Origin of the sequence: Paenibacillus sp. Lou8.1 (assembly GCF_024213565.1) — a bacterium.
Taxonomy (GTDB): Bacteria; Bacillota; Bacilli; order Paenibacillales; family Paenibacillaceae; genus Paenibacillus; species Paenibacillus polymyxa_B.
The window spans coordinates 104,119-127,649 of the sequence record NZ_JANAVN010000007.1; the positions used below are offsets into that span (position 1 = coordinate 104,119).

The 23,531-nt window shown below is 41.4% G+C and carries 22 protein-coding genes; all 22 read right to left on the reverse strand.

Annotated elements, in window-relative coordinates; translation table 11 throughout:
• Positions 1-138: 138 nt before the first annotated feature.
• On the reverse strand, positions 139-1,206 hold the full coding sequence (locus tag NLX78_RS11775) for a tetratricopeptide repeat-containing glycosyltransferase family 2 protein (RefSeq protein ID WP_254350488.1): 1,068 nt from the start codon (positions 1,204-1,206) through the stop codon (positions 139-141).
• A gap of 26 nt (positions 1,207-1,232) precedes the next feature.
• A complete protein-coding gene (locus NLX78_RS11780) occupies positions 1,233-2,960 on the reverse strand; it encodes a glycosyltransferase (protein WP_254350489.1) in 1,728 nt (575 codons plus the stop codon).
• Between the two features lie 21 nt (positions 2,961-2,981).
• On the reverse strand, positions 2,982-4,916 hold the full coding sequence (locus tag NLX78_RS11785; RefSeq protein WP_254350490.1) for a glycosyltransferase family 2 protein: 1,935 nt from the start codon (positions 4,914-4,916) through the stop codon (positions 2,982-2,984).
• Between the two features lie 55 nt (positions 4,917-4,971).
• Positions 4,972-5,310: a hypothetical protein gene (locus tag NLX78_RS11790; protein ID WP_254350491.1), complete on the reverse strand. Its 339-nt coding sequence runs from the start codon at positions 5,308-5,310 to the stop codon at positions 4,972-4,974.
• Complete coding sequence (fliS, locus tag NLX78_RS11795) at positions 5,307-5,696, reverse strand: flagellar export chaperone FliS (RefSeq protein ID WP_254350492.1); 390 nt, start codon at positions 5,694-5,696, stop codon at positions 5,307-5,309. Before fliS ends, NLX78_RS11790 begins: the two co-directional genes overlap by 4 nt.
• Positions 5,697-5,726: 30 nt before the next feature.
• Positions 5,727-7,205 carry a flagellar filament capping protein FliD gene (fliD, locus tag NLX78_RS11800; protein ID WP_254350493.1) on the reverse strand — a complete coding sequence of 493 codons (1,479 nt, stop codon included), beginning with the start codon at positions 7,203-7,205 and terminating at the stop codon, positions 5,727-5,729.
• 18 nt (positions 7,206-7,223) lie between these two features.
• Positions 7,224-7,586 carry a flagellar protein FlaG gene (locus tag NLX78_RS11805; protein WP_254350494.1) on the reverse strand — a complete coding sequence of 121 codons (363 nt, stop codon included), beginning with the start codon at positions 7,584-7,586 and terminating at the stop codon, positions 7,224-7,226.
• A gap of 147 nt (positions 7,587-7,733) precedes the next feature.
• Entirely contained in the window at positions 7,734-8,504 is a 771-nt protein-coding gene (locus tag NLX78_RS11810) for a flagellin N-terminal helical domain-containing protein (RefSeq protein WP_126666405.1), read from the reverse strand.
• Between the two features lie 186 nt (positions 8,505-8,690).
• Positions 8,691-8,927, reverse strand: coding sequence for a carbon storage regulator CsrA (gene csrA / locus NLX78_RS11815; protein WP_254350495.1), 237 nt, complete (start codon positions 8,925-8,927; stop codon positions 8,691-8,693).
• Positions 8,927-9,376: a flagellar assembly protein FliW gene (locus NLX78_RS11820; RefSeq protein ID WP_254350496.1), complete on the reverse strand. Its 450-nt coding sequence runs from the start codon at positions 9,374-9,376 to the stop codon at positions 8,927-8,929. Before NLX78_RS11820 ends, csrA begins: the two co-directional genes overlap by 1 nt.
• Positions 9,377-9,459: 83 nt before the next feature.
• Positions 9,460-10,368 carry a flagellar hook-associated protein FlgL gene (gene flgL / locus NLX78_RS11825; protein ID WP_254350497.1) on the reverse strand — a complete coding sequence of 303 codons (909 nt, stop codon included), beginning with the start codon at positions 10,366-10,368 and terminating at the stop codon, positions 9,460-9,462.
• A 23-nt stretch (positions 10,369-10,391) separates the two neighbouring features.
• Positions 10,392-11,972, reverse strand: a complete 1,581-nt coding sequence (gene flgK, locus NLX78_RS11830; RefSeq protein WP_254350498.1) for a flagellar hook-associated protein FlgK — start codon at positions 11,970-11,972, stop codon at positions 10,392-10,394.
• Between the two features lie 15 nt (positions 11,973-11,987).
• Complete coding sequence (locus tag NLX78_RS11835) at positions 11,988-12,488, reverse strand: flagellar protein FlgN (protein WP_254350499.1); 501 nt, start codon at positions 12,486-12,488, stop codon at positions 11,988-11,990.
• 10 nt (positions 12,489-12,498) lie between these two features.
• Complete coding sequence (flgM, locus tag NLX78_RS11840; protein ID WP_039271505.1) at positions 12,499-12,774, reverse strand: flagellar biosynthesis anti-sigma factor FlgM; 276 nt, start codon at positions 12,772-12,774, stop codon at positions 12,499-12,501.
• Between the two features lie 196 nt (positions 12,775-12,970).
• A complete protein-coding gene (locus NLX78_RS11845; RefSeq protein ID WP_044648603.1) occupies positions 12,971-13,381 on the reverse strand; it encodes a TIGR03826 family flagellar region protein in 411 nt (136 codons plus the stop codon).
• Between the two features lie 746 nt (positions 13,382-14,127).
• Positions 14,128-14,598, reverse strand: a complete 471-nt coding sequence (locus NLX78_RS11850; protein ID WP_254350500.1) for a LysM peptidoglycan-binding domain-containing protein — start codon at positions 14,596-14,598, stop codon at positions 14,128-14,130.
• A gap of 383 nt (positions 14,599-14,981) precedes the next feature.
• On the reverse strand, positions 14,982-15,548 hold the full coding sequence (locus tag NLX78_RS11855; protein WP_254350501.1) for a ComF family protein: 567 nt from the start codon (positions 15,546-15,548) through the stop codon (positions 14,982-14,984).
• A 347-nt stretch (positions 15,549-15,895) separates the two neighbouring features.
• Positions 15,896-18,019, reverse strand: a complete 2,124-nt coding sequence (locus NLX78_RS11860) for a helicase-related protein (RefSeq protein ID WP_254350502.1) — start codon at positions 18,017-18,019, stop codon at positions 15,896-15,898.
• A 200-nt stretch (positions 18,020-18,219) separates the two neighbouring features.
• Positions 18,220-18,660, reverse strand: a complete 441-nt coding sequence (locus NLX78_RS11865; protein WP_250266809.1) for a hypothetical protein — start codon at positions 18,658-18,660, stop codon at positions 18,220-18,222.
• Positions 18,661-18,829: 169 nt separating this feature from the next.
• Positions 18,830-19,552, reverse strand: a complete 723-nt coding sequence (locus tag NLX78_RS11870; RefSeq protein WP_007432713.1) for a response regulator — start codon at positions 19,550-19,552, stop codon at positions 18,830-18,832.
• 4 nt (positions 19,553-19,556) lie between these two features.
• Positions 19,557-20,717: a sensor histidine kinase gene (locus NLX78_RS11875; RefSeq protein ID WP_013312293.1), complete on the reverse strand. Its 1,161-nt coding sequence runs from the start codon at positions 20,715-20,717 to the stop codon at positions 19,557-19,559.
• A gap of 47 nt (positions 20,718-20,764) precedes the next feature.
• Positions 20,765-23,482, reverse strand: coding sequence for a stalk domain-containing protein (locus NLX78_RS11880; RefSeq protein WP_254350503.1), 2,718 nt, complete (start codon positions 23,480-23,482; stop codon positions 20,765-20,767).
• Positions 23,483-23,531: the final 49 nt, after the last annotated feature.

Here is a 23,531-nt window from a genome sequence, read left to right on the forward strand (position 1 = left end):
AGTTAGCTTTTTATAAATGGGCCAATCCCACCACGCCATTTTTACTAACTGCTCAATTTCCTCTGGTTTGAATCTATATCTAATTATTCGCGCAGAAATCGCTTTTATGGAAACACCTTTTTCAAAAGAGTCTTATACTCAGCATAATTCATGTAATCTGATTAAAGAAGGTTGATAGTTGTATACAACCGCTGCTTTGTAATGCTCAATAGCTCTCTGAATATTACCTGTTGATTCATAAAGAACCCCTAAATTATGATGAGCTGCGAAACTTCCAGTCCCTCTTACATTTCCTTCTTCGCCCGTATCACCTATTTCTAGTGCTTTTTTATATAATTGTTCAATATTAGGCAGAATACTTTGGTATTTTTGGGGATCGCTAATCATTAATTCCAAAAAAAATAGGGCAGAGACAAAATAGAAATCGGAAGAATGCCCCATAAATTTTTCCTCATGATTAAAAACTGCTAGACCTTCCTTAAGGTTCCCGGAAGAGATAATAGCATACATATAGTTGACTATAATACTGGTCGAAATAGTCTCTTTATGATCCATTAACTTATATGCATTCTTAAGATTATTGAATTCTTTCTTAGAGTCCCCCAACCCACGATATTCTTTAGCAATTTGATAATAGTAATAAGAAATATCAGGATGCTCTTCAATTGCTTTTTGCAGTAATGGAATATTTCTATCATGTTTCTGAGTTTCCATATATCCATCATGCATAATCTCTACATTTAATTTTACTCTGGGCAAATCGGACTGGATCTGTTCGTGAACATTCCCAACATATCGACAATATGATGGGAATATTCTAGAAATAAAACAATGTTCATAATTCAGCCCGTCTTTAGAAGTAAACTTGCTTGTATGTTTAACCCTTCCTATTTGGGGGCCATTCGCTATAAAAGCGTTAATAATATCCTTACATTTATTGATGATGAACTCATCTGCATCCAAAACCATACACCAGTCTGTTGTAGACTGTTCCAATGCAAAATTACGAGCATCCGCAAAATTATGATTCCATTGGTAATCGAATATTTTCGCTGTATAATCAGCTGCAATTAGTTTGGTACGATCCGTTGAGCCAGTATCTACAATTACTATTTCATCAACATTTTCTACTGCGCTATCCAAACAGCGTTTGAGTACTGCTTCCTCATTTTTCACAATCATAACCAAAGAGACTGTAGGTTTCATAAAATTGTCCTTATGTCAGATTTAGCTCAAACTAGTACTTCCATGAGTTTCTGATACCACGTAAAATCAAGGCTTTTAAGCTTGAGCATGTACTCTTCAGATAATTCTTCTTCTCCTATATGATGAAGGAAGTAAGCAATGTTATATATAACCTCTAAATGAGTCTCATCAAGCGAAAGTGCTTCATCAAATAAAGGAAGGACTTTTGCAATTTCTCCCTGCTCAAAGTGAATGACTCCGATCGTATTCAGAACCTCTACTTTATCCTCTACACTAGATAGGAATTTAACATTTCTTAATATTTCATCATTAGTCTGGGAAGATGTAACTTCAAATATCTCTTGCTTATTAATATGACCATTCTTGATATCATTCATAATACCTAGAAGCTGATTGTTACAAGCAGAAATAATATATTGGTAAACTTCAAATTGATTTAAGATTTCATTTGGGGCAACTTTAGATAATCTTTCGATCCCTTTCACTGTAGTACTATCTCTTGGCAACGTGACTCCTAAGAAATCCAGATTAACAAACCCGCTATCGATAAACATTTCTTGTATAGATGCTAATGTAAAAAATCTCACATGTGTACGATCCAAAATCCCAGCATCAGCATACTTCCATTTTCCATCCAACAATTCATTTATAACACTATAATGCATTATATTGGGTATGCTTGCCAATATTTTTCCACCAGGCTTCAACAATCGATGCATATTTTCAAGTGTCTTCCAAGGGTCATATAGATGTTCCAGCACATCCCCAAAAATGATGTAATCAAAACTTCTTTGTGGGTATGGCAGATCTCCGTTCTCTACATTGTGTGGAATGACATCAGCAACTAGAGAAGCTATACTAGCTGAATTTTCGTTAAGCTCTATACCATAGAGCACACTATTTTTAAATTTATTCTTGATTCCGAGCAGAGTTCCTCCACAGGCACATCCAACCTCAAGTACAGTTATTTGAGAAGACGCATCGGCATCGATAAGATTAATAAGGATATCTCTCTTATGTTGCGAATAAATAGGATCAAATCCCCATTTTTCTTCGAATTTCTTAGCATTATTTTTCAAAAGTTCATTAAAATAAGCTTCGTTCTCTTTAAATGAAGTACTGCCATAATGATGAATAAATGTATCCTTGCATAGTAATAACTTATAATTATTTTTTCGCATGCGAATGGAATAATCGTCATCTTCATAATTCCCTGGTGAGAACCTTTCATCAAGCAAACCTATTTTCTCAACGACACTTTTTTTGATAAGCATACAAAAACCAACTAATTTCAAGCGCTCTTCCCAAGATAACGGATTGGAGATATTATAATCTTTGGCAAACAAATGCATGTCATCGATATTGTTATATGGAACATCAATTTCTTGAAAATAGGAAGAATTGTTTGTAACACATCCAACTGCTCCAATCTCATCCGAGCTATATAATGCTTTTAGAAGATTTGAGAGCCAATTCTGAGTCACTATTGTATCGTTATTGAGAAGAAGGATTTCAGTACCCGTAGCGACCTCCATTCCTTGATTGCATCCTTCCGGAAACCCACAGTTTTCCTTATTTAAGATCGTTACAAGATCTGTTTGCTGTGCTAACCATTCGGCCGTATCATCCTGAGAAGCATTATCAACTACAATGATTTCATATGCATTTTCATGGGTGTATTGCCGTATACTTTCAATACATCGTTTTGTGTACTCTAGCTTGTTATATGTTAAAATGATTATGCTGGTTTTCATAGTTTACTCCAATACTATTTTTTAGTTATTGCACATCTCCATAAGGAAGGATATACCAGAGACGTAAGGGTAATTATCAACTAATTCATTAAAGTAAGACTTTCTCCCCTCTGGTTCTGATATACGAATAATTGGATAATACAAATGTTTTTTTTCTGGTGATAGCTTTAAACTCTCAGCAAAAAATTCTAAGGCATCTTCCCTATAACCTTGTGCCTCATGATAAAAAGCAAGATTTTCATAACTTCTATCATCTAGTTGTTGACGTGACAATAACAAAGAATAGTAATTCATTGCGTCTTGCATTTGGTTTACGCTAAAGAAATAGTTTCCTATGACATTAATCAGCTTAGGATGATCAGTATATTTTACTAAATTATCAAATTCCTCATAATAGCCAAGCAAAAATAAGTCTTTAGCTAATAAAAACAACTCAGTCGAATAGTTTTCAACAACATCATCACTTACTATTTCTTTTTTCTCCACGAAGTTGTACAATACATTTAACAACGTGTTGTCACTACTGTAATCAGATGATTTGAAAAACTCCAACTTGTCTTTTGGTTTAAAAATCATACAACCAATTATTAACTGACGTTGTAAAAATAAATCTTTTTTTATATCTGAAGATAAATTCCGAACAGATTCCGCCCACAATTCTTTATTCTTATTTATCAGAGCATACCTAAGCTGATCTCGATCTGTTAATGTTACTTCGTCACTGAGTAGGTCAAAATAATAGTTCACCATACGATTATTTCCTAAAGCAAGGAATACTTTGAAAAGAATAAGACAATGTGACATTTCCTGAGTGTTATAATTCGCATCTAAAAACTTTTTTATGGATTGTTCATTGTCGTTTAGGCTTAACCATTCAAGTAAGCTAAATAATACACTCACGTTCTTTTTATCCCTGAGGAGCTTTTTTCCAAGCCAATATACAGCCTCTTCATTACGACATAACCGAAAACTTAATTTTATTAATTGATTTACTGGAACATCATACCCGTAAGCAGGATTTACAAGCCAGGCAGTTGCCGCAGACCGAGCCTTGCGATCAGCTTTTTCAATAGCCTTTTTATAACACTCAATTGCTTTTTCATAAAAACCAAAGGATTCGTAATGTGCTCCTTTTATAGTAAAGTACTCTGGATAAGATCTGAAATTAGATAATTTTTCTTCCGTCAAAAACCAAGAGTCTTTTAGTTTGTCATTTTCGATATATAGGGAGATAAGCGCAATTAAGCAATATGGATACCAAGCACTTGTTTCATCTGCCCCTTCAAAAGACTTTTCATAGGCCTCCATTGCATTAACAATATCATTTGTAAACCTGTATTGATTCCCCAAAGTAAACCAGTCATAAGCACTCATGTCTTTTTGATGTTGCATTTTCTCAAATATTTCCATATTACGGTTGTGCTTATTTTTCTTTACTATAGTCTCCTCCTGATAACCTGTATGGTATATACAAAGATCTGTCATTTGTGTGTATACTCTTCCATTCTGCTCACCTACACACAATTGTTCATGAATGGGGCGGTAAAACTGTATCCCCATGAAATTAGGGAACAAACGAGTAACGGGAGCCGTCGATATTTGATCCATTCTTTCCGACGAGCCTGAGTAATTTACTACAGTAAGCGTATACCCTACACCAGGCTTAGAAGTTTGTTGGGCTATAAAATTCAACCACTTGGTTTCATCATCAGCAGATAGATATTCATCTGCATCTAACACTAAAATCCACTTGCCAGTAGCAAAACGAATGGATTCATTACGCGCGGCTGCAAAATCATTACACCATTCATAATCGAAAATGAGATCTGTGTATTCTTGAGCTATCTCTTTGGTCCGATCCGACGAGCCTGTATCCACAATAATGATCTCATCAGCAATATTTCGCACACTGTCAAGGCATCGAGGAAGCAAGGCTTCCTCATCCTTTACAATCATACACACACTAAGCTGCTTCATCTTTTTATCAACCCTATTCTTTTCCCATTATTAATTAATTCCTTTTGTCAAAAAACAAACTATCAGGTGTATATTTAGCATTGTATGCTGCCTGTTGACCTTGAATAGTTCCTTTTTTTGCAAGCCACTCACTAGCTTCCGTTTTAAAACTCTCCATCTTGGAAAGAATAACTTCATCGAAACGAGTAAGTTGCTGAATTCGTTTTTTGTCTGCTTCAGTAAGGCTTTGTTGATTAGAAATGATTTTACGGGAAATTTTTTCTCTTTGATCTGAATACTGGCTTAATTCTGTGTAACTAACTTGATGAATTCGCTCTATAAGCTCTATTGTGACACTTTCCAGTTGGGTTACATATTCCTGAACAGCAATCATTCAATCGACTCTACATTATGATTTAGTGATTTTATAGCTATATCCCAAGCGCCTCTTAATTCTGTTAAATGAGAAATGACTTCTTCCGCAGGTACTACATTCTTTTTCAAGTTGGCATTGATGAGTTGATAAAGCATGTATTCATACACTTGATAAAGGGTAGAGGAAATCGGAAAGTCATGATTTAGAGCGGCAATAAGTTCATTGATAACGGCCTGTGCTTTACACAAGTTCATATTGGCTTTTTCATGATTTGTTTCCTCTATGCCCTTAATTCCCGCCCGTATAAAACGGATCGCTCCATCATACAGCATTAGCAACAATTGTCCTGGTGAAGCTGTTTGCAATTGGGCTTGTTGATACTTTTGGTAGGGTGAATTAATCAATCCTGGATCTCTCCTTTAAAAAGATTGGTATTAACTAAACATACTTGAAAGACTGGAGGACGTGCTATTGTATTTATTCATAGCCGTTTCCATAGCAGTGAATTGTTGATAATAACGGGTTTCTATCATTGTAAGCCTGTCTTGTAGAGCATCGATCCGCTTATCATAATCTGATAACTGGTCTCCTATTTGACTCTTCGGCTGGAAAGCTGCCGTTAAATCAGAACTGACTTTCGACGTTCCAGCCTTATCCGCCAGACTTTGCAGAGCTCCTTGGTTGGTCTTCTTCAGTCGGCTGAATATACCATCCGAACTTGTATAGTTCGTTGAAGAGGAATTATCCGTCTGCCCGAATAAAGCAGTTACCTTTTCAGGAGTGGTTTCCAAAACCGCACGCAACTTCTTCTCATCTACGTACAGTTTTCCTTTTTCACTATAGCTACCAGTTGTAATTCCGATCTGAGTCAAATTTATTTTTTCACCATTCGGTAGAACTACGTCTGTAATAATCGCTGACCTCATATCACTAAGCGTTTTATCTACGATGGAATCATTTTTGAGCATACCACTCTTAGCTTTACTTTCCCAGAGTGTAATCTCATCTTCCTTCATGTCCTTTCTCTGATCACTAGTCAACGGTAAATATTTACGATAACGTTCTTCACTTGTTTTTTGGTTTAATGTTGAAAGTGTATCATTATACGCCTCAACAAATGATTTTATTGTGTTTACCAATGCGTCAACATCCTGTGAAACTTCAATTTGTGTTGACTGTCCTGTCGGAGTAGTTCCATTCAAACTGATTTCCACACCATTAACTGTGAAACGATTGGATGTCTGCTCTGTTGTCAGACCATTAATTTCAACAATCGCATTTACTCCTTTTACTACATTAGCTGTTTTAAGTCCGAAGCTTTGTTCAAGAAGTTCTCCACTTAATGTAATATCTTTATTTCCTGTCTCCTTGTTAGTCAACGAAATCTTGCCAGATGAGGCATCATATACAGCGGTCACCCCCGCTTTTGTACTTCCGTTAATTTTTGAAATCAGTGAGTCAATTGTATCGTCCGCAGTAAAATTTATAGTATCTGCTCCCACATTTATACTAGTTTCAGTACCTGTATAAATATCTGATAGCTTTGTTGTACCAGAAGTGGCTGCTACCGTCCCTCCAGAAGATACAACATTAGAAGCAGATGCCAAATTAGTGACTTTAATATTTAATACAGAATTCACAGATGCTCCTGTTGCTGTTGCAGTGAGCACATTAGAAGCTCCTGTAACGGTTGCCTTTTTCGAATCGATAGCGCTACTCAAACTGAAATTTGTTAATTTTTCATTAAAAGTAACTAATTTTGTACTTACTTGACGATATCCGTCACGTTTCCACTCGGTCAGTTGTTTTTGCTGATTGAGTTTGTTCAATGGAATACTCTCTGTAGTCATAAACTTTTTGACCATTGAATCAATATCCATACCTGATGCCAAACCGCTAATTCTCATTGTCATAACTAATCCTCCTGAATATTAAGCCTTTTCATCAATAATAAGCCCATTCATCTCCATAAAATTCGCCGCTACATCAAGAAGTTTTTCGCGAGGCACTTCCCGAATTAAATCACCCGTCTGTTTATCAAAGACCTTAATCATAATTGCGTGGGTCTCCTTGTGAATAGAAATTTCAAACTTTTTTTCAGGCCCCTGTACAGCTCTAATCGCCTTTTCTAATTGCTGAAGTACATTTTCTTCTTCACCAGACAACTTTTCGACTGATTGGTTAACATATTGCTGATTTATAGCTATAATTGATGGTTCATCTGCGATACCCTTGGGCGAGATAGATTTCGCCTGTCCTGGTATTGGGCCAAGACCAGAAATACTATTATCCACAACTTACCCTCCTTATCGTGTTGAAGCATCATCAAGAACGTTTTTAGTTTTAATACTCTTTATATCGGAAAATAAGCGCTAATTATGAAGTGAATAACAAAAAAGAGACCTTGAAAATCAAGGTCTCTTCTAAGGAAAAAGTATAGATTAACGAAGTACAGACAAAATACCTTGTGGAGCGGAGTTTGCTTGTGCCAGCATCGATTGGGAAGCTTGCAGCAAGATGTTGTTTTTGGACAAAGCAACCATTTCTTTGGCCATATCTGTATCACGGATACGGGATTCAGCAGCAGTCAGGTTCTCTACTGTAGTGCCAATGTTGTTGGAAGTGTACTCCAGACGGTTTTGGACAGCCCCCAACTTAGCGCGTTCTGTCGAAACGGCTTTAATTGAATCTTCTACACTAGCGAGTGTTGTTGCAGAACTCAAACTAGTGAACGATGTAGTTGTAATAGAAGCAATAGCAATAGTACTTGAAGCTTTATCATTAACAGTAATGCTTGCTCCAGCAGTAATAGTGATACCATTGAAGGTAGTTTTAGTCATAATTTCGTCAATTTGGGCACCCAGTTGATCCAACTCTTGACCAATATTATCTTTATCGTTAGTACTGTAAGTTCCGCTCGCTTTTTGAACGTTCAGTTCTTTCATACGAGTCAGCATGGAAGATACTTCATTCATTGCACCCTCAGCTGTTTGCACAAAAGAGATACCATCTTGAGCATTACGTTGAGCTTGCTCCAGACCACGAATTTGACCGCGCATGGATTCGGAGATGGACAAGCCAGCAGCGTCATCGGCAGCACGGTTGATACGCAGACCGGAAGACAGTTTCTCCATGTTTTTACTTGCTGCATTTGTGTTCAGACCCATGTTACGGTGTGTATTCAATGCCGGAATATTGTGGTTGATAATCATTGTAAATTTCCTCCCTGAAATGGTTTAATGCCCACATCCTTGTGGTATGAACGTCTTCACAGGTCGGCCGCCCTGAAGAATTACCGTTCTATATTTTATATCGACCTTTCCCACAGAATTGTTTATAGCATTCTAAAAATTTTCTTTAGTAATAATCCAATTCAGCTGTCCATGTTCATTTCTTTACTAAGTATTACTCCCCTCCCCCATTTCCAACATGGCATTCTTAAGAGCTTCAAGGTCCATAACTGCGTTTTGATTGTTATGCTGGATTGCATCAAAAATCTCTTTGCGATAAATATCTATATCTTTGGGTGCTGATATACCTATCTTTACATTATCTCCTTCAACGGAAAGCACGGTTATTACAATATCATTATGGATAACAACAGACTCACCTTTTTTTCGAGATAAAACAAGCATCAGGATTCACCACCCTGCTCTTTATGTCTTAACTTCTGCCACAATGCACTTCTTGTAGTATAATCGGTATTTTGTAAAACAATCTGTTTGCCAATAGACTTCTCCACATTGAAAATTAAAGGTGCTAGTAAATTGACTGTTATCTTCTCCTTATTACTATGCCAAGTCACAATACAGCGAACTGCAATCTGCTCTCGATCTATTATACCGATATCTGCAAGCGCATCACTGGATAGTTCAAACTCATAATCAGGTACAAAATCAAATGGATTGACCGTAATAAAGGTGACCGTCTCCTCTTCTACAGCGCTCAAAATACTGAATAACTCATTATGCTCTTGTAGCTTATATTCGCGTAAATGCTCAAAACCAGGTAGTCCCTTAGGAAAAGCAAAAACTAATTCTTCATTAAGCCATCTTTTTTTATCTAATTCAGATTTCGGGGTCATTTTTTATCCTCCTTAAAAATCAACAAAAGAGCTACGGATTTCCATCCATAGCTCTACAATACAAATATCAAAGATTCTAAAGATTAACGCATAAAATCCATTAAAGAAGGTTGCATGATCTGGGCAGATGATTTCAAGGCTGCCTCATAAATAGTTTGGGCAGAGGTAGCCTGAATCATCAAGCTTGCAATATCAGCATCCTCAGTTTTGGATTGCAGGGTCGTCAAATTTAGATTCCGGTCGTCAAGACGGGATTGAACCAGTTCTACACGGTTTGTGCGCGCCCCAACTTCAGACTGACTAGCCTGCATTTTTATGAAACGAGATTCAACATTTGTGGACTGAGCTGCAATAGCACTATAACTACCACTAGCCAAGGCCGCACTCAAGTTATCCATAATTTTAAAAACGTTATCCGTATCCGTTGACGCTCCAAAAAACTCACTTCCAGAAGTATTCACCCGAAATGTAGATTGATCTCCAATTGCATAATTCACAGCTCCTTGATCCACATCAATTTGATCATAACTAGTAACCGTGCCGGACAGTTCGTAAGGGGCCTGGTCATATTTTTGACCGTTAAAGATATATTTACCACGAATTTGGCTATTTCCGATATTGGTCATTTGTTCCTTAAGCTGATCCACTTCCAACTTAATTGCATCCAATCCGGATTGGGGGACAGTTTCACTTGAAGCTTGAACCGTCAGCTCTTTTAACCGCTTCATGACATCTCCAGCCTGCTGCATAGTAGAATCTGTGAAATCTAACCAGCTTACGGCCGCATCAGCATTACTGGAATACTGCTCATTAGAAGCCAACTCAGCTCTGTAGCGAAGGGCATAAGTCACACCCACTGGATCATCTGAGGGTTTATTGAGTTTGCGACCAGTTGTAATCTGATTTTCCATTTTACTCATATTGTTATAATTACGATTCAGGTTACTGAGCGTCTGCATACTCATCATCCCCGAGGTTACTCGAATCGCCATACACTACCTCCTACTAATCTAAATTAGAGCCCTACACGGCCTGTACTATTAATCAGCTTGTCTAGCAATTGATCGAATGTCGTCATAAAACGAGAAGCTGCACTATAAGCATGCTGAAACTTGATCATGCTGGACATCTCTTCATCCAGGGACACCCCGCTGACAGACTGTCTACTTAAATCCACTTGTTCTGTCAAAAGTTGTGCGTTCTGTGACTGACGTTCCGCCTCCTGAGTCTGTACTCCAAGTTGTCCAACAATAGAGCTAAAATAATCATCCACCGACGTCGGAGTTGATAGAGCAGTCCCAAAATCGAATTTCACATTTTTTAAGTTAGCCATAGCCATAGCTAACGCATTATTACCGAGCACTACTTTCTCATCTGTCGTTCCTGTTCCATCTACCCGTAATGAGGTCGCAATTTTATTAGGATCACTTTGTATGTCGGGATTTAGGGTAATATTACCTGCTGTGATCGCTGCTCCATCTTTAGAGGTGAAAAAAGCGTCCCCTTTTGTAGGAGTTGTCCCACTAATTGTATAACCCAACTGGTGAAGTCCATTGATACCCTGGACAGTAACTTTCAAATCGCTTGTTAAAGTCCGGTTATTATTAGCATTAGAGTAAGTAACCGCTGTATTGTTCGGCCCCGTATTCAATACCGTTCCTTCAGGAAGCACAGTTCCTTTAGGAAGGGTAACTTCAATATTTCCGTTGGCCAATGTGTTCGCTAATTGGTTTATCTGATTTTTATAATCCGTAACATATCTGTCACGTGATAATACCATTCCGTAAACTTCACCGCCAGTCAAGGTGCCACCTGTGAAAGCAGCCTGAAGACCATCTGCGGTTAATGGTGTAACCGCACTACCAGTTACGGCTATTTGTCCCGCTACTGTTACCTGGTATCCGTCATCCAGTTGAGTAACCTGCACATTAGCCAGTTTAGACAATTTATCGATCGCATAATCTCGCTGATCTCTCAAATCATTTGGATTATCTCCCAATGATTCCAACTTGGTAATGTTCCCGTTTAAATCAGCTACAGATTGTAATAGGGAATTCATCTCTGTTGTCTTCAAAGTAATATTATTGGTTAAATCGGAATCTAGCGCGTCAAGCTGCTTGCTTGTCTGATTCAACGCATCCGTCAGAGCCAACGTAGTCTCTTTTACAATTTTACGGTTAGTTACGTCCTGAGGATCTTGACTTAGATCCGACCAAGCATTCCAGAAATTATCCATTACTTTGCGCATACCTGTGTCAGAAGGCTCATTCATAATCGTTTCGAGCTTATTCAAAGTATCGTAGCGGATACTCCATCCACCTAAAGAGGAGTTTTCGTTACGATACTGATCGTCCAGAAACGTCTGACGGACGCGCTCAATAGCAGTGAATTCAACTCCTGTGCCCATTTGACCTCGTACAACGGAACGATTCAAACCGTAGGCTTCCATAGAATCCGAGGCCTTCATACTAACCACTTGTCTGGAGTAACCAGCTGTGTTGGCATTTGAGATATTGTGTCCGGTTGTATTAAGTGCTGCCGTTTGTGTGTTTAAGCTTCTTTTCGCTGTTTCTATACCATGAAATGTTGAGACCATATTTTCCTCCTTCAATTAGGCGCGTGTATCAAATAGTCCCGCTCGTACAGTAGAGGTGCCTTTGTCAGCTGGACGCTGATAAACCGCTTCAGATTCCGCATAATATGACATACTCTCAATAGAAAAATCAATATAGGAAAGCGCCTGTTGTATAAGCTGTTGATTCAACTCATTTAATTTTTTCAATTCTACAAGCGTATCCGCTAGATTTTTCTGAATTTGAAGGAGGCGCTGTTTGTCTTCTACATCAAACACAAGACGAGACAACTCCGTAATATTGAGATTCAACTTAGACTTAATACCACGTTCCTGCAAAAATTCATATGCTGCCTGCAGGCGTCGCTCATCCAACTGTTCAATGTGTCTGGACATCTTCGATTCCTGGTTCATGACTAGAATGAGCTGATCTACCTTATTTGATATCAGTGCTTCTTTTTTTTGATTTCCTAATGCAATCAACTGCTCGTGAGCCTCTCTAAGCTGCTCCAGCACATCAATCAATCGCTCTAAAGGCATATTCCTTCACCTAGCTTTCAGAAGACTGCTTGAAGTAAGGTAACAGCTTCTCTGCAATTTTATCGGCATCCACACGATAGGTTCCAGAAGCTACTTGCTGCTTAAGCTCCTGAATTTTCTTAACACGGTCTGCATCACTGCTGCGGTTCAGCATTTCCATTGCTTCCGGAGAAATCGAAACCTCATCCTTGCGGCGGGACTTCTTAAGCTCCTCTTGACGTCCTGTTTCAATATTTCGCTGATATGGATTAATAGCTCCGATGCGGTTGGTCTCGTTAATTTTCATAACTTCCACCTTCCTTAGTTATTTGATATGGTCAGAATGTATCAGACGACATAGCGTCGAACATGGTTCGTATTATGCCTCACTTCTTTATTTTGTGCATGGTTTCTAAAAATAAAAAAACCGATAAGCTCTATAAAGATTATCGGCGGTATTTGAAACTTTTTGAATAGCTGAATGCGTTTTTAATTCCCCTGTACTACTTTCCACGAAGTTTATCAATCGCGCTGTAGGTACCTGAGCCCATATTATTACTTTGATCCTGATTACTACTTTCGCGTACAGCCTGATGCAGGTCTTTAGTCAGACGTGTTCGACAAGAATCGCACATATGCCCTTCACGAATCGGTATCCCGCATACCTCGCAAGGATACGTCATATTGGGCGCATTAGCAATGGAAATACGTCCCTCACGTATAAATGTCGTGATTTGCTTTACAGATACCTCAGTAGCCTCTGAAAGCTCATGCATATGAATGCCCTTATTTTCACGTATATGTTTGACACAGCGTTCGTATTCAATTTCAATTTCTTTAATACAGTTCTGACAGATTCCCCTGACGTTCTTAATAAACAGCTTTCCACAGCGAGGACAGTTATCCAAATTCATCCTCTGTAGCGCCCCTTTCCAATTTCCGATCTTTAATTACTTTTATCCTTACATTAACTTATAATGAAGAGCCTCGTCTAGCAAATATTTCAAAAAAAAGATTTTCAGGTTTTACACAATTGCACATCTTATAAGTTATCATATTTAAAAGTATAAGAGAGAATGATCCATTAGTAATAGTTTATCTATATTTATATGCAGCAATATGCAATGACATAAAAATAAAGAAAGCCCATGAAGGCTAATAGCTCAGCCTAGTGCATGTATCTATTTATCGTCAAACATTACACCGTACTTTAGATAGAAAATAAAATAAGCGCCATTCCAGTTATTTTCGGGAATAGCGCTTCATTATACAATTAAAATAGCTATATATGAATATGAGTAAATGTAGAAATTATCAAGATGAGGGAAAAACCGGGCGAAACAATCCTCAGAAGAATTCATGTTCACCTGTGCCCCGAATGACATCAAGGAAATCCTGTAAATCCGGGGGAACGGCGCCCATACGAATGCTCCGCACATGGAGTGTGGGTATTCATAAATCTCATGGACCTAACATCATCTCAACTTATAACCTATCTGAAACCAAGCTAGATGCATCAGTAAAAATTTGCAGCCCAAAAAAACAAGCTATTTCACAAATAATTATTCAAAAAAGCATTGTTTTAATAGAGGCCTTCCCGTATACTATAGTCAAACGCTTGGTTTAAAAAACACACTTCATTATACATTTATAATGATATTTATTTATTTGTGTTTGCCTGCGGTACTTGCAGTTCTTGGCCTACTTTAACCAGGTTGTTGATTTTAACCAGTTCTTCAACAGTTACACCGTATTTTTCAGCAATAGAAGCCAATGTGTCGCCCTCTTGAACATTTACAGTGATAGTTTTTACAGTTGTTGCTGGTGTTTCAGTTGTAGTTGTTGCTGGTTTTGTAGTTGTTGTTTGGTTGTTGTTCTCAGTAGTTGGTTGAGCTGGTGTTGTAGTTGCTGCATCTTTAGGAGTTACAGTTCCAAAAACTTTTTCTTCAAATGCTTTTTGTGCTGCTTCTTGTTGTTGAATGATCAGTTGCTCCTCATAACGATCCTTATTTTGGTCAGAGTTCGATTTTGCCATTACTTGACCTGTTGCAAGTGGACTCAACAAAGATACTGCACCTAAACTAACTGCCAGCATGCTAGATACTGCTACTTTTTTCATTGCGTTTTTCATGATTTTTTCTCTCCTCTTTTTAACTTTAAATTTTAATTAACTGCTTTACTACTGAGCGAGACACTCCCAATGTCCGCTCTTTAGTCATTAGCTAATCACTTATTACCAATCATGTTAGCTATCAACAGATAGAAATTGTACTCCTCTTTTCCAAAAAAATCAACCTCTAAATTGAAATATTCTGTTTTCATCCCTCACTTCCTTACTTTTTGTTTGTCTCTATATTTTTTATTATATACCTCTCTCTAGCTCGTTGTCAAATCCTGCTGATTGTACGGCTTAAAAGGCTTTTACTCCATCATTTAATCCTTCTTTCAAGAGAGTTATAACCTCTTTTTCATAGTTTCAAGCAAAATTTCATGGAAAATACTAGATATTTAGACTTATGATCTTGCTAAGGTCAGGCAAAAAATAGTCAAATGTATTCCTTGCTCTAATGCCTTTTCTCTCAAAACACGTGCACACGCCTGCAAGGTGCTTCCCGTTGTATAAATATCATCTACAAGCAAAACGGTAACGGAAAGCTTATTCCTCGTAACACATTGAGATTCAGCTTTTAAAATAAAAGACTTCAGCAAATTTGTCATATTGGGGTGGATAGAAAACGCATTATTCATGGTGTTCATGCGTTCCTTTTTGGATTTAAAGCTTTGTTTGCCTGTATCTTGTGGACGAGCAAGTAAAGATAGGAAGGGGAGCTTATTCCGCCTAGCAATCTCTTCTGCCAAGATCTGAGCCTGATTGAAGCCTCGCTCTGTCAGCCTCTTCTCACTTACCGGGACACAGGTCACTACATCCACACTCCACAAAGATTGCTTGAAACGAGAATGTTTATTGCCTGCAAACTCATACCTCATCGCCTGATAGGCTCGATTCATGATCTCGCCCAGCAAGGAACCATACTTTTCATTTCCACGATATTTGAACTGCCCAATCCATTCTCTCATCATCGGTGTATAGCTGGTTGCACTCCGATTGCACACATAGTAACGTACTAATCGGTCATGCCTTACGCAATCCGGGCATGACGTCGGACGTCCACAATAAACACAACGAATATCGTAAACCCAAGGAATTTGAAGCGAACAAGAAGTACAAATTCCGGGGAATTCGGAAAAACGCCCTGTGAGAGTGCCGCAAGCCATACATGTTTGGGACTGGCGATGGAATAGCCAATTCAAAAATAGACGGGTTGTTGGAATCATCCTCATACCAGAATGCACCTTTCTTGGTAGTTTACGTACCGACATTGTTTCAGGTTTCACATTTCCAAAAAAACTTTTTTTATTTAATGCATTTAGTGCTTCGCCTCCTTCAGGTATCCTCTTTTCCGAGCCAGTGCATTCATACGTTTAATCTGTCTAATTGCTCTCTTTTGACCTCGAGTCCATTGGGGGGATGTAAAAATAACACCTCCACATGGGTCATCCTTGGACCTTCCTGCACGACCCGCCATTTGGACAAGAGAGGCTTCATCAAAAAGACTGCTGTCCGCGTCTAATACGTACACATCACTCCGTGGAACAGTTACCCCTCGCTCCAAAATAGTCGTTGTAACCAGAACACGTATTTCAGTAGCTCGAAATAAGCGCACTTTAGCGGTTCTTTCTTCATCCTGTGAGGAGGTGCCTGCAATAGGTACATCAGGTAATTGTTTAATCAGCAGCTTCACAAGTCCCTGAATATGTGAGATTCGTGTCACAAACAGGAAAACCTGTGCCCCACGTTGTATGGATACGCGTAGGCGTTGAATAAAGGATAGGGGAAGCCGACCTTTTTGCAGCCAATGTTGCACTGAAGCAGTCCCCAGACGAAATGGGACAGGTAGAGGGTAACGATGAAAACGAACGGGAACCTTGGCGTGTGGCAGTAGACCGCGTGCAGCCTCTTTCTGCAAGGATTGCGGTGGTGTAGCAGATAAATAGATAAACTTTCCCTTCGGCTTACATACTGCTCGTGCAGCAAAGGCAAGCATAGGATCATTGTGATAAGGGAACGCGTCTATCTCATCAATCACAACCAAATCAAAGGCTTGACGATAACGCAATAGCTGATGTGTCGTTGCTAGTGTAAGCTGTCCCCTTTGCCACCGTTCTGCGCTTCCCCCGTAGAGCGTCACCATGCTCACATCGGGAAAAGCAATGGCCAATCGAGGCGCTAACTCCAGTACCACATCACGGCGTGGTGTTGCCACAAGTGCCGTTCCTCCGTGGTCCAACACATATTGCAATAGCGGAAACATCATTTCCGTCTTGCCTGCGCCTGTTACAGCCCAGAGCAGAAAACGTTCTACCGTGGTATCAGGCACCTGCCGATCAGCGTTATGCCTCGCACCTTCGCCAGGTTTTGGCGAAGGTTGCCTGCTGCGGGCAAGGGTGCTGCCATGCGAAGCGGCAGCATCTGATCCCCGGCGCGCAACCTTATCGCGCCGGAACAACGCCCGGAGCCCACGGCCTTCCGGGCGAAAACGTCCCCGCACTTCGCCGTGCGGTGCGGCCAAAAAGCGCAGCGCAGCTTCGGCGGCGGCACGTTGTGCAGGGCTCAGCCCCCAGCGGTCGAGTTCCGTCTCCAGGGCCCTGCCTGCTGTGCACGGCAGGGCGGGTTTCGCTGCACCGCGCAACAGCAGCGAGCATTCACGGCTGCGCCCCAGTGCGAGACATGTCTCGCAGTAAGCGCACGCCTTACGTCCGCACGATGCGCAGCTCGTGCGGTGCACTACCCCCACTCCCCCGCTGCCACAACGATTGCAGCGAAGTTCATGCGTACGCGCGGCAGACCAGCGCGTACGTGGTGCTGGAGCGAGGCCAGCAGCAAAGCTGAGTCGGCCTTGCAGATATGCAAGTTGTGCAGCGGATCGCCAAGCATGCTCCAAACCTGGCGCTGCCTCTGCCAGCAGCGCTTCGACTTCCGGAACGAGTAACTGGCGTCCTGACAACAAATTAGCCAGTTCATTCGCTTGTCGTGTTAAACACTCCCTATCCAATCCATCAATTCCCGTGATGAGACTCCTTTTTTGAATAGAACGTAAAACTCCGTCTGTTTCCCGTCCCTCATCCCCACCTTTTGTGCAGGAAGTCCACCCTTGTACATGATCCCAAATGCATATATTTTCTACTCCTCCAGATAAAATTCTTTCTCCATCAAAAGGCTCAAGAGCCAGCTCACTTTTTAGCTGTGCGAGAATATAGGCCCACCACTGCCCTTTTCCCCATCGCTCCATATCTGCCAATTCCTTAAATGTTTCGCACAACTTTGTCCCCCAGGACAAGGGAAGCTCATCTCCTAATACCACCCATCTTTCGACAACATTCTCCTGTCCCTCATCTTGATTCATCCACCATGTCATATCTACTCGAATATCCACAGATAATCGGAGAGTCCAATTCCCTTTATACCTCACTACATATACTGCGATCTTCACCTTCCCCTGCTCCTCCCATTCATGATTTTTGCGGTTCTTGTTACCCCAGAGAACAGCAAAAAAGCACACTCCTATGGCTAGTAGCCTGAAGTGTGCTTCACATCAAGTAGATCTCAACGAAATCCCTGTCGTCTTGCCTATACAACTGTTTTAAAACATTTATATCCGATTTTAACCACGATGTCCACAATCCCCTATTGCTAAGGAACAAATGGGGCGTCCGCCAACGACTTGACCGTTCTAAGATCAATAACAACCTGCTTTTCACCGCCTGACTTCGGTAAGACCGGGTTCCCCGGTGAAAAACGACTTGAAATGACTGAAACATCCATATGACTATAGCGTAGTAGCCGTGTCAGAATCGGTAGCGTATCGTCCATAGATTCATCATCCAGTACCGTCACATGTAGCGGCCTCCGGTGTAGCCAGGCAAGTATGTTCAGCGAACGCATCACCCATTCCACACGATCTCCGTCATTGGACGTAATCACAATATAGCGAGTCGCGCGATGACCTGGAGATATTGTGCGTGAATCTTCACCATTGTGATAAGCCTGAACCGCCTGTCGTATATACATAAGATGAACGACTGCGGCTCCCACACCGTATATAAGCAATATCCAAACCAAGTGAGCCGTCACGAGGGTTCCACCTCCTCCTATAGCGACAATATATGCCGTATAACAGGAAGAGGTGTCACGGTTATGTACTGGGTTTCCGTATGAGCGGACATATCGCTCCCAAAGAAGGGCGGTACAGCATTCATATCTATTAGCATCTGCATCGTCTAATGCATGGAAAGACTACACTTTACAGCGTAACCCATCCATATTTAATTGAGTTAATAACTGCTTGTGTACGGTCATCAACTTCCATTTTTTGCAGAATGCTGCTGACATGGTTTTTGACCGTTTTCTCACTAATGAATAAATATTCACCGATCATCTTGTTGCTCTTACCCTCAGCCATCAGACGCAGCACTTCAGCTTCACGACGGGTCAATGGATTATTTTCACCTGCGACAAACTTCACGCCGGCTTCCTTCGTATGACCTTCAGCCATAGCCCCTGTTTCATTCAGGTAGGTCATCCGGCGAAGCTGCTGAATGAGCTTACCCGTTACCTTCGGATGGATAAACGCATATCCTTCATGAACCGAACGAATTGCATTAATGAGGGACTCAGCCTCCATATCTTTTAACAGATAACCATTGGCTCCCTTGCGCAACGTCTCGAATACATAGCTTTCATCATCATGAATGGATAATATGATAACTTTAACATCCGGGAACATCTCACGCAGTTTTTCGGTTGCCTCTACACCATTTTCAATTGGCATATTAATGTCCATCAGAACAATATCTGGTTTCTCTACGTTACAGAATTCCAACACTTGAATACCATCGCCACATTCTCCGATGACCTCAATGTCGTCCTCCATATTCAAAATACGTTTAAGTCCTTCACGGAACAACTGATGATCGTCCGCTAAGAGAACTTTAATGGGTGCATTGCTAATTTCCTGATTTTCCATGTTGTTACTCCTTTCCCTTTTCCACGTTGGTTGGGATATGAATCACTATCTTGGTGCCTTGATTCTCAGCTGATTCGATCTCCATTCTCCCCTCGAGCAGTTCAACCCTTTCCCGCATACCAATCAGACCAAAATGCCCATGATCTTTGCTTTTTTGCTGAAAAAGCTCTGGCTTAAAGCCCAAACCATTATCCTGCACCACGATTTTTACAAGCTGCGCCTGATAGGTAATCTCAACAAGCACATAGGTAGGATAAGCATGCTTGGCAGCGTTGGTCAAAGCTTCCTGGATCAGACGGTAAATGGCTGCTTCCATCGCGGAAGAGAGACGGTGTTCCTTGCCCCTTGTTTCAAAAAGCGATCTAATTTTCGTTTTTTCTTCAAAATCCTGCACATATTTCCGGAGCGTCGGAATAAGTCCCAGGTCATCCAGGGCCATAGGACGCAAATTGAAAATGACCTTTCGCATTTCCTCAAGACTGGAGCGAACCTGTTTCTTCAAGTCTACTATTTCGTCCTGAACCATCTTAAATTCCTGCTTGGCGATCATTCTTTCCACAATTTCCGTCCTAAGCACTAGATGCGCAAGGAGCTGCGCAGGTCCATCGTGAATTTCACGGGATATACGTTTGCGCTCCTCTTCCTGAGCCAAAATAATTTTCAGACCAATAAACTGCCGGTTTTTGGCCGATTCGATGATCCGCGTCACTTGCCCCAATTCACCCGACAAATATTCCAGCACGACCCCCATCTGCGAACCGATGGTTTCGGCGCGCTCGACAGAAGCCTCGACACTTTTGGCCCGCTTTTGAAGATCATCTCTTCTGGCTTTGAGATACATTTCCTTCTCGCGGAAAATCATCACATCGAGTTGAAGCTGTGTTGCCTTCTCATAAGCCTGCTTGATATCCTCTTCCGAATAGCGAACGAAGTCGCGGCTGACCTCAGTCAACCGAATGCGGGACCGCCGATAGTTCATTTCCAGCTGGTCCACCTTTTCGATCGTTTCTGCTGTTTCCTTCAAGACGCTCTGGAGCTCCTGATTTAACGTGACCAGCTCGGTCCGGGCCGTGTCCAATATTTCGAACATCTGATATTTGCTGTTCTCCATCACCTGGATGGCATTTTTAATGACTCGGTCTATGATATCGGCTTGAAAGTCCACAAATGTTCTACTCCAATCCTAGCATTTCAAGTATATATCATACCATATCATGACTGGAGGGTGATGGTCTTCGTTTCTTGTTCCCATTTTACAGTCATTCCTAACTGCTCAGACACGAGTCTTAATGGGACTAAAGTCCTACCTCCTAGCACAATGGGTGCAACATCAGTGCTTTGACGCTTCCCGTTCAGAACAACTTCTTTTTTCCCTACGGTCAAATCCATCAGCACACCGCCGCGCATAATGGTGATCCGCTGATCGCCCGCATTCCATTTGGCTTGTCCGCCAAATGCGTCCAGTACATACTTGATCGGAACATACGTTGAACCATCGCGAGTCATCGGTGTGGCATCAATCGTGGTCGGCGTTCCGTTCACCGTCATTGATTTTTGTCCAATCGTCATTTGAGCTGTTCCTTTTTTGAGTCCTTCTGTACCGACCGTTCCCGGTGTATTAAAAGAAATATTATCAAAAGCAATATTACCTGTTTTAGCACGCTCGTCCTGACCCTCCGCCACATTGACCACATAAAGACGCTTCAGCTTCGCCGGATACGAAATATTCAAACCGCTCATATCTGCGTTAATGGTTTTCCAACCGTTCCAGTCGATCACTTTAGCGAGATCAATATATGCTGTTTTGCCTTGGGCATCCTCTAGCTCCGCACGCAGCCAGTTCAGACTCTTATCCCCTCTGACATCAATCGAGATGGAAGTAGCCGCCTGTTCAAGCGTTTTCCCGGATATGCCGTTCAATTGAGCGTAAGCATACATTTTACCACTGCCGTTCGTCATATCGTAGTTCAGCTCCAGTACTTTGGAATTGGCATGGTCGCCATCTCCTTGTACAACAGCCGCTGTGCCGGTAACACCTTCCACATTCGAAGTAAAATCAACCGGATACGAAACATTTTCGAAGTTCTCCCAGTTGTTTGTACTTGCTCCGCCAGCAGATAGGAAGACGACAGCGCTGAAACCATCATAGCGACCGATGGCATAGCCCGTTTTCACACCTGCATCCACTGTATTTACCGTAAGCTGATTGTCCTTGACACTTCCCTTAAAGCCGATGAAATCCCATTTGAGCGCATCTGAGGTAATGCTGACACTCTGTCCATCTTTTGTCTTTGCCGTTACCGGTACAGCGATTTTAGCTCCAGCGGTAAGCGAGCCACTTCCAGTACCAGCGGTAAGTGATGAAATTTCATCTGCTCCAAGCACCGTGACCTTGGTTGTAGCGCTGGCTGAGCCACTGGATGCCGTTAAAGTAGCAGTTCCCGGTTTGGCTCCCTTCACAGCGCCGCCGCTCACTGACACAACAGCCGGATTGCTGGATTTCCACGTCACTTGTACTTTCGAGGTATCGAATGGATTGTAGTAATTGTCATAACCTTTGAAGGAATAGCTTCCGGTCTGACCAATCAGCAACGTTTTATTGCCCTTGATGGTGAAGCCTTTGAGCGTTCCTTTAGGAGCATTGGTATATACCCCCACTCCATTTACAATACTACGTTGCTCTGTGCCATACTCTGTATTGAACGTAAGCCCCGCTGTCGTATCTCCCAAATCACGAGTCACCATGGTGGTAGAGCCGCCCCCGTCAAGGTTCATACCCTTCCAGACGCCAATATCTTTCATCAGCGTTTGCAACTCGCTCAGGGATACACCGACGCTGTTCCCATTCTTCTCAACAGCAATGACATAAGCGTAACGCTTGTCACGAGAATATCCCAGAGCTGTACGCGCACGCGTCCCGCCTATGCTTGTTGTGCTCCGAGAAAAAGAGGTTTTCTGACCGTCATTTACTAATATGGTATGTCCACCAATCATCATTTGAAGGTTAGAAGGATCTACTTCGCTCCCTGTCGATTTAACACGAAGGTGATAACTTGTTTCTACCGTCTGTCCCACGGTCAGATGCGCTTTGGCATAATCAGCAGCTTTACCATGAGTACGTAAAATATAGCCATCCTGCGGAACGGTCATATTCAATGTAGCATTGTCGGAGACTTGTGTAACCACACCATTTTGTACCAATATCTCGGTGGGCGTTGTCGAACTGTTTTTGGGCCGCTCAATCGCTTTCCAAGCAGATGTATAAATATACATAGCATTAGAGTGGCTATAGCCGCCCCCACTCGTCTCAGGCGAATACGAAGCCTTGTTCATCCCCGCCAAAGAGAAGGACGACCCATCTCCAGCTTTTACTGTACCTTCAAAAGTAAACTGCTCCACCATGGGAGAACCATCCTTGGTTACAGCAAAGGCATACATACCCGTTAAATCAGACGGAGTAGACATCAACACACCCTTGGATACTTGTCCACCGATCGGCGCTCCCTCGCTGGAGGTATTAAAATAATCTCCGTTTACACCAGCAACCGCCCCGGTCTCTTTTGCCATGCCACCTGTACTCTGACGGGTCGTAAACTGTCCATTCTTCCCCGTCATGACATCCAGCTTGACGTACGGATTTTGTAAGTCCACTCGAATGATATCAGCCAGCGCTGTTCCTTTGGACCCTTTAAAACGATATTTCAATAATGTTGCACCCGAAGTAATGATCTCTTCGCCCAATTTTACAGTTGAACCAGAGGCTGCACTTGCGATTGGAGCAGACATCCAACCATTCAAGGGGATTAGAGCCCCAGTTCCAGCAACCGGACCGACCCATAATACCCCTGCCAGTGTTAACACAGCCCATCTTTTAGCAATTCCTCTGCCATTTACTTTCACTTCACTCTGTTTCTTATTACTTAAAAACATTTGGATAATAGCTCCCATCTCCAGTGTATTCAAACGGTTTTATTCCGCA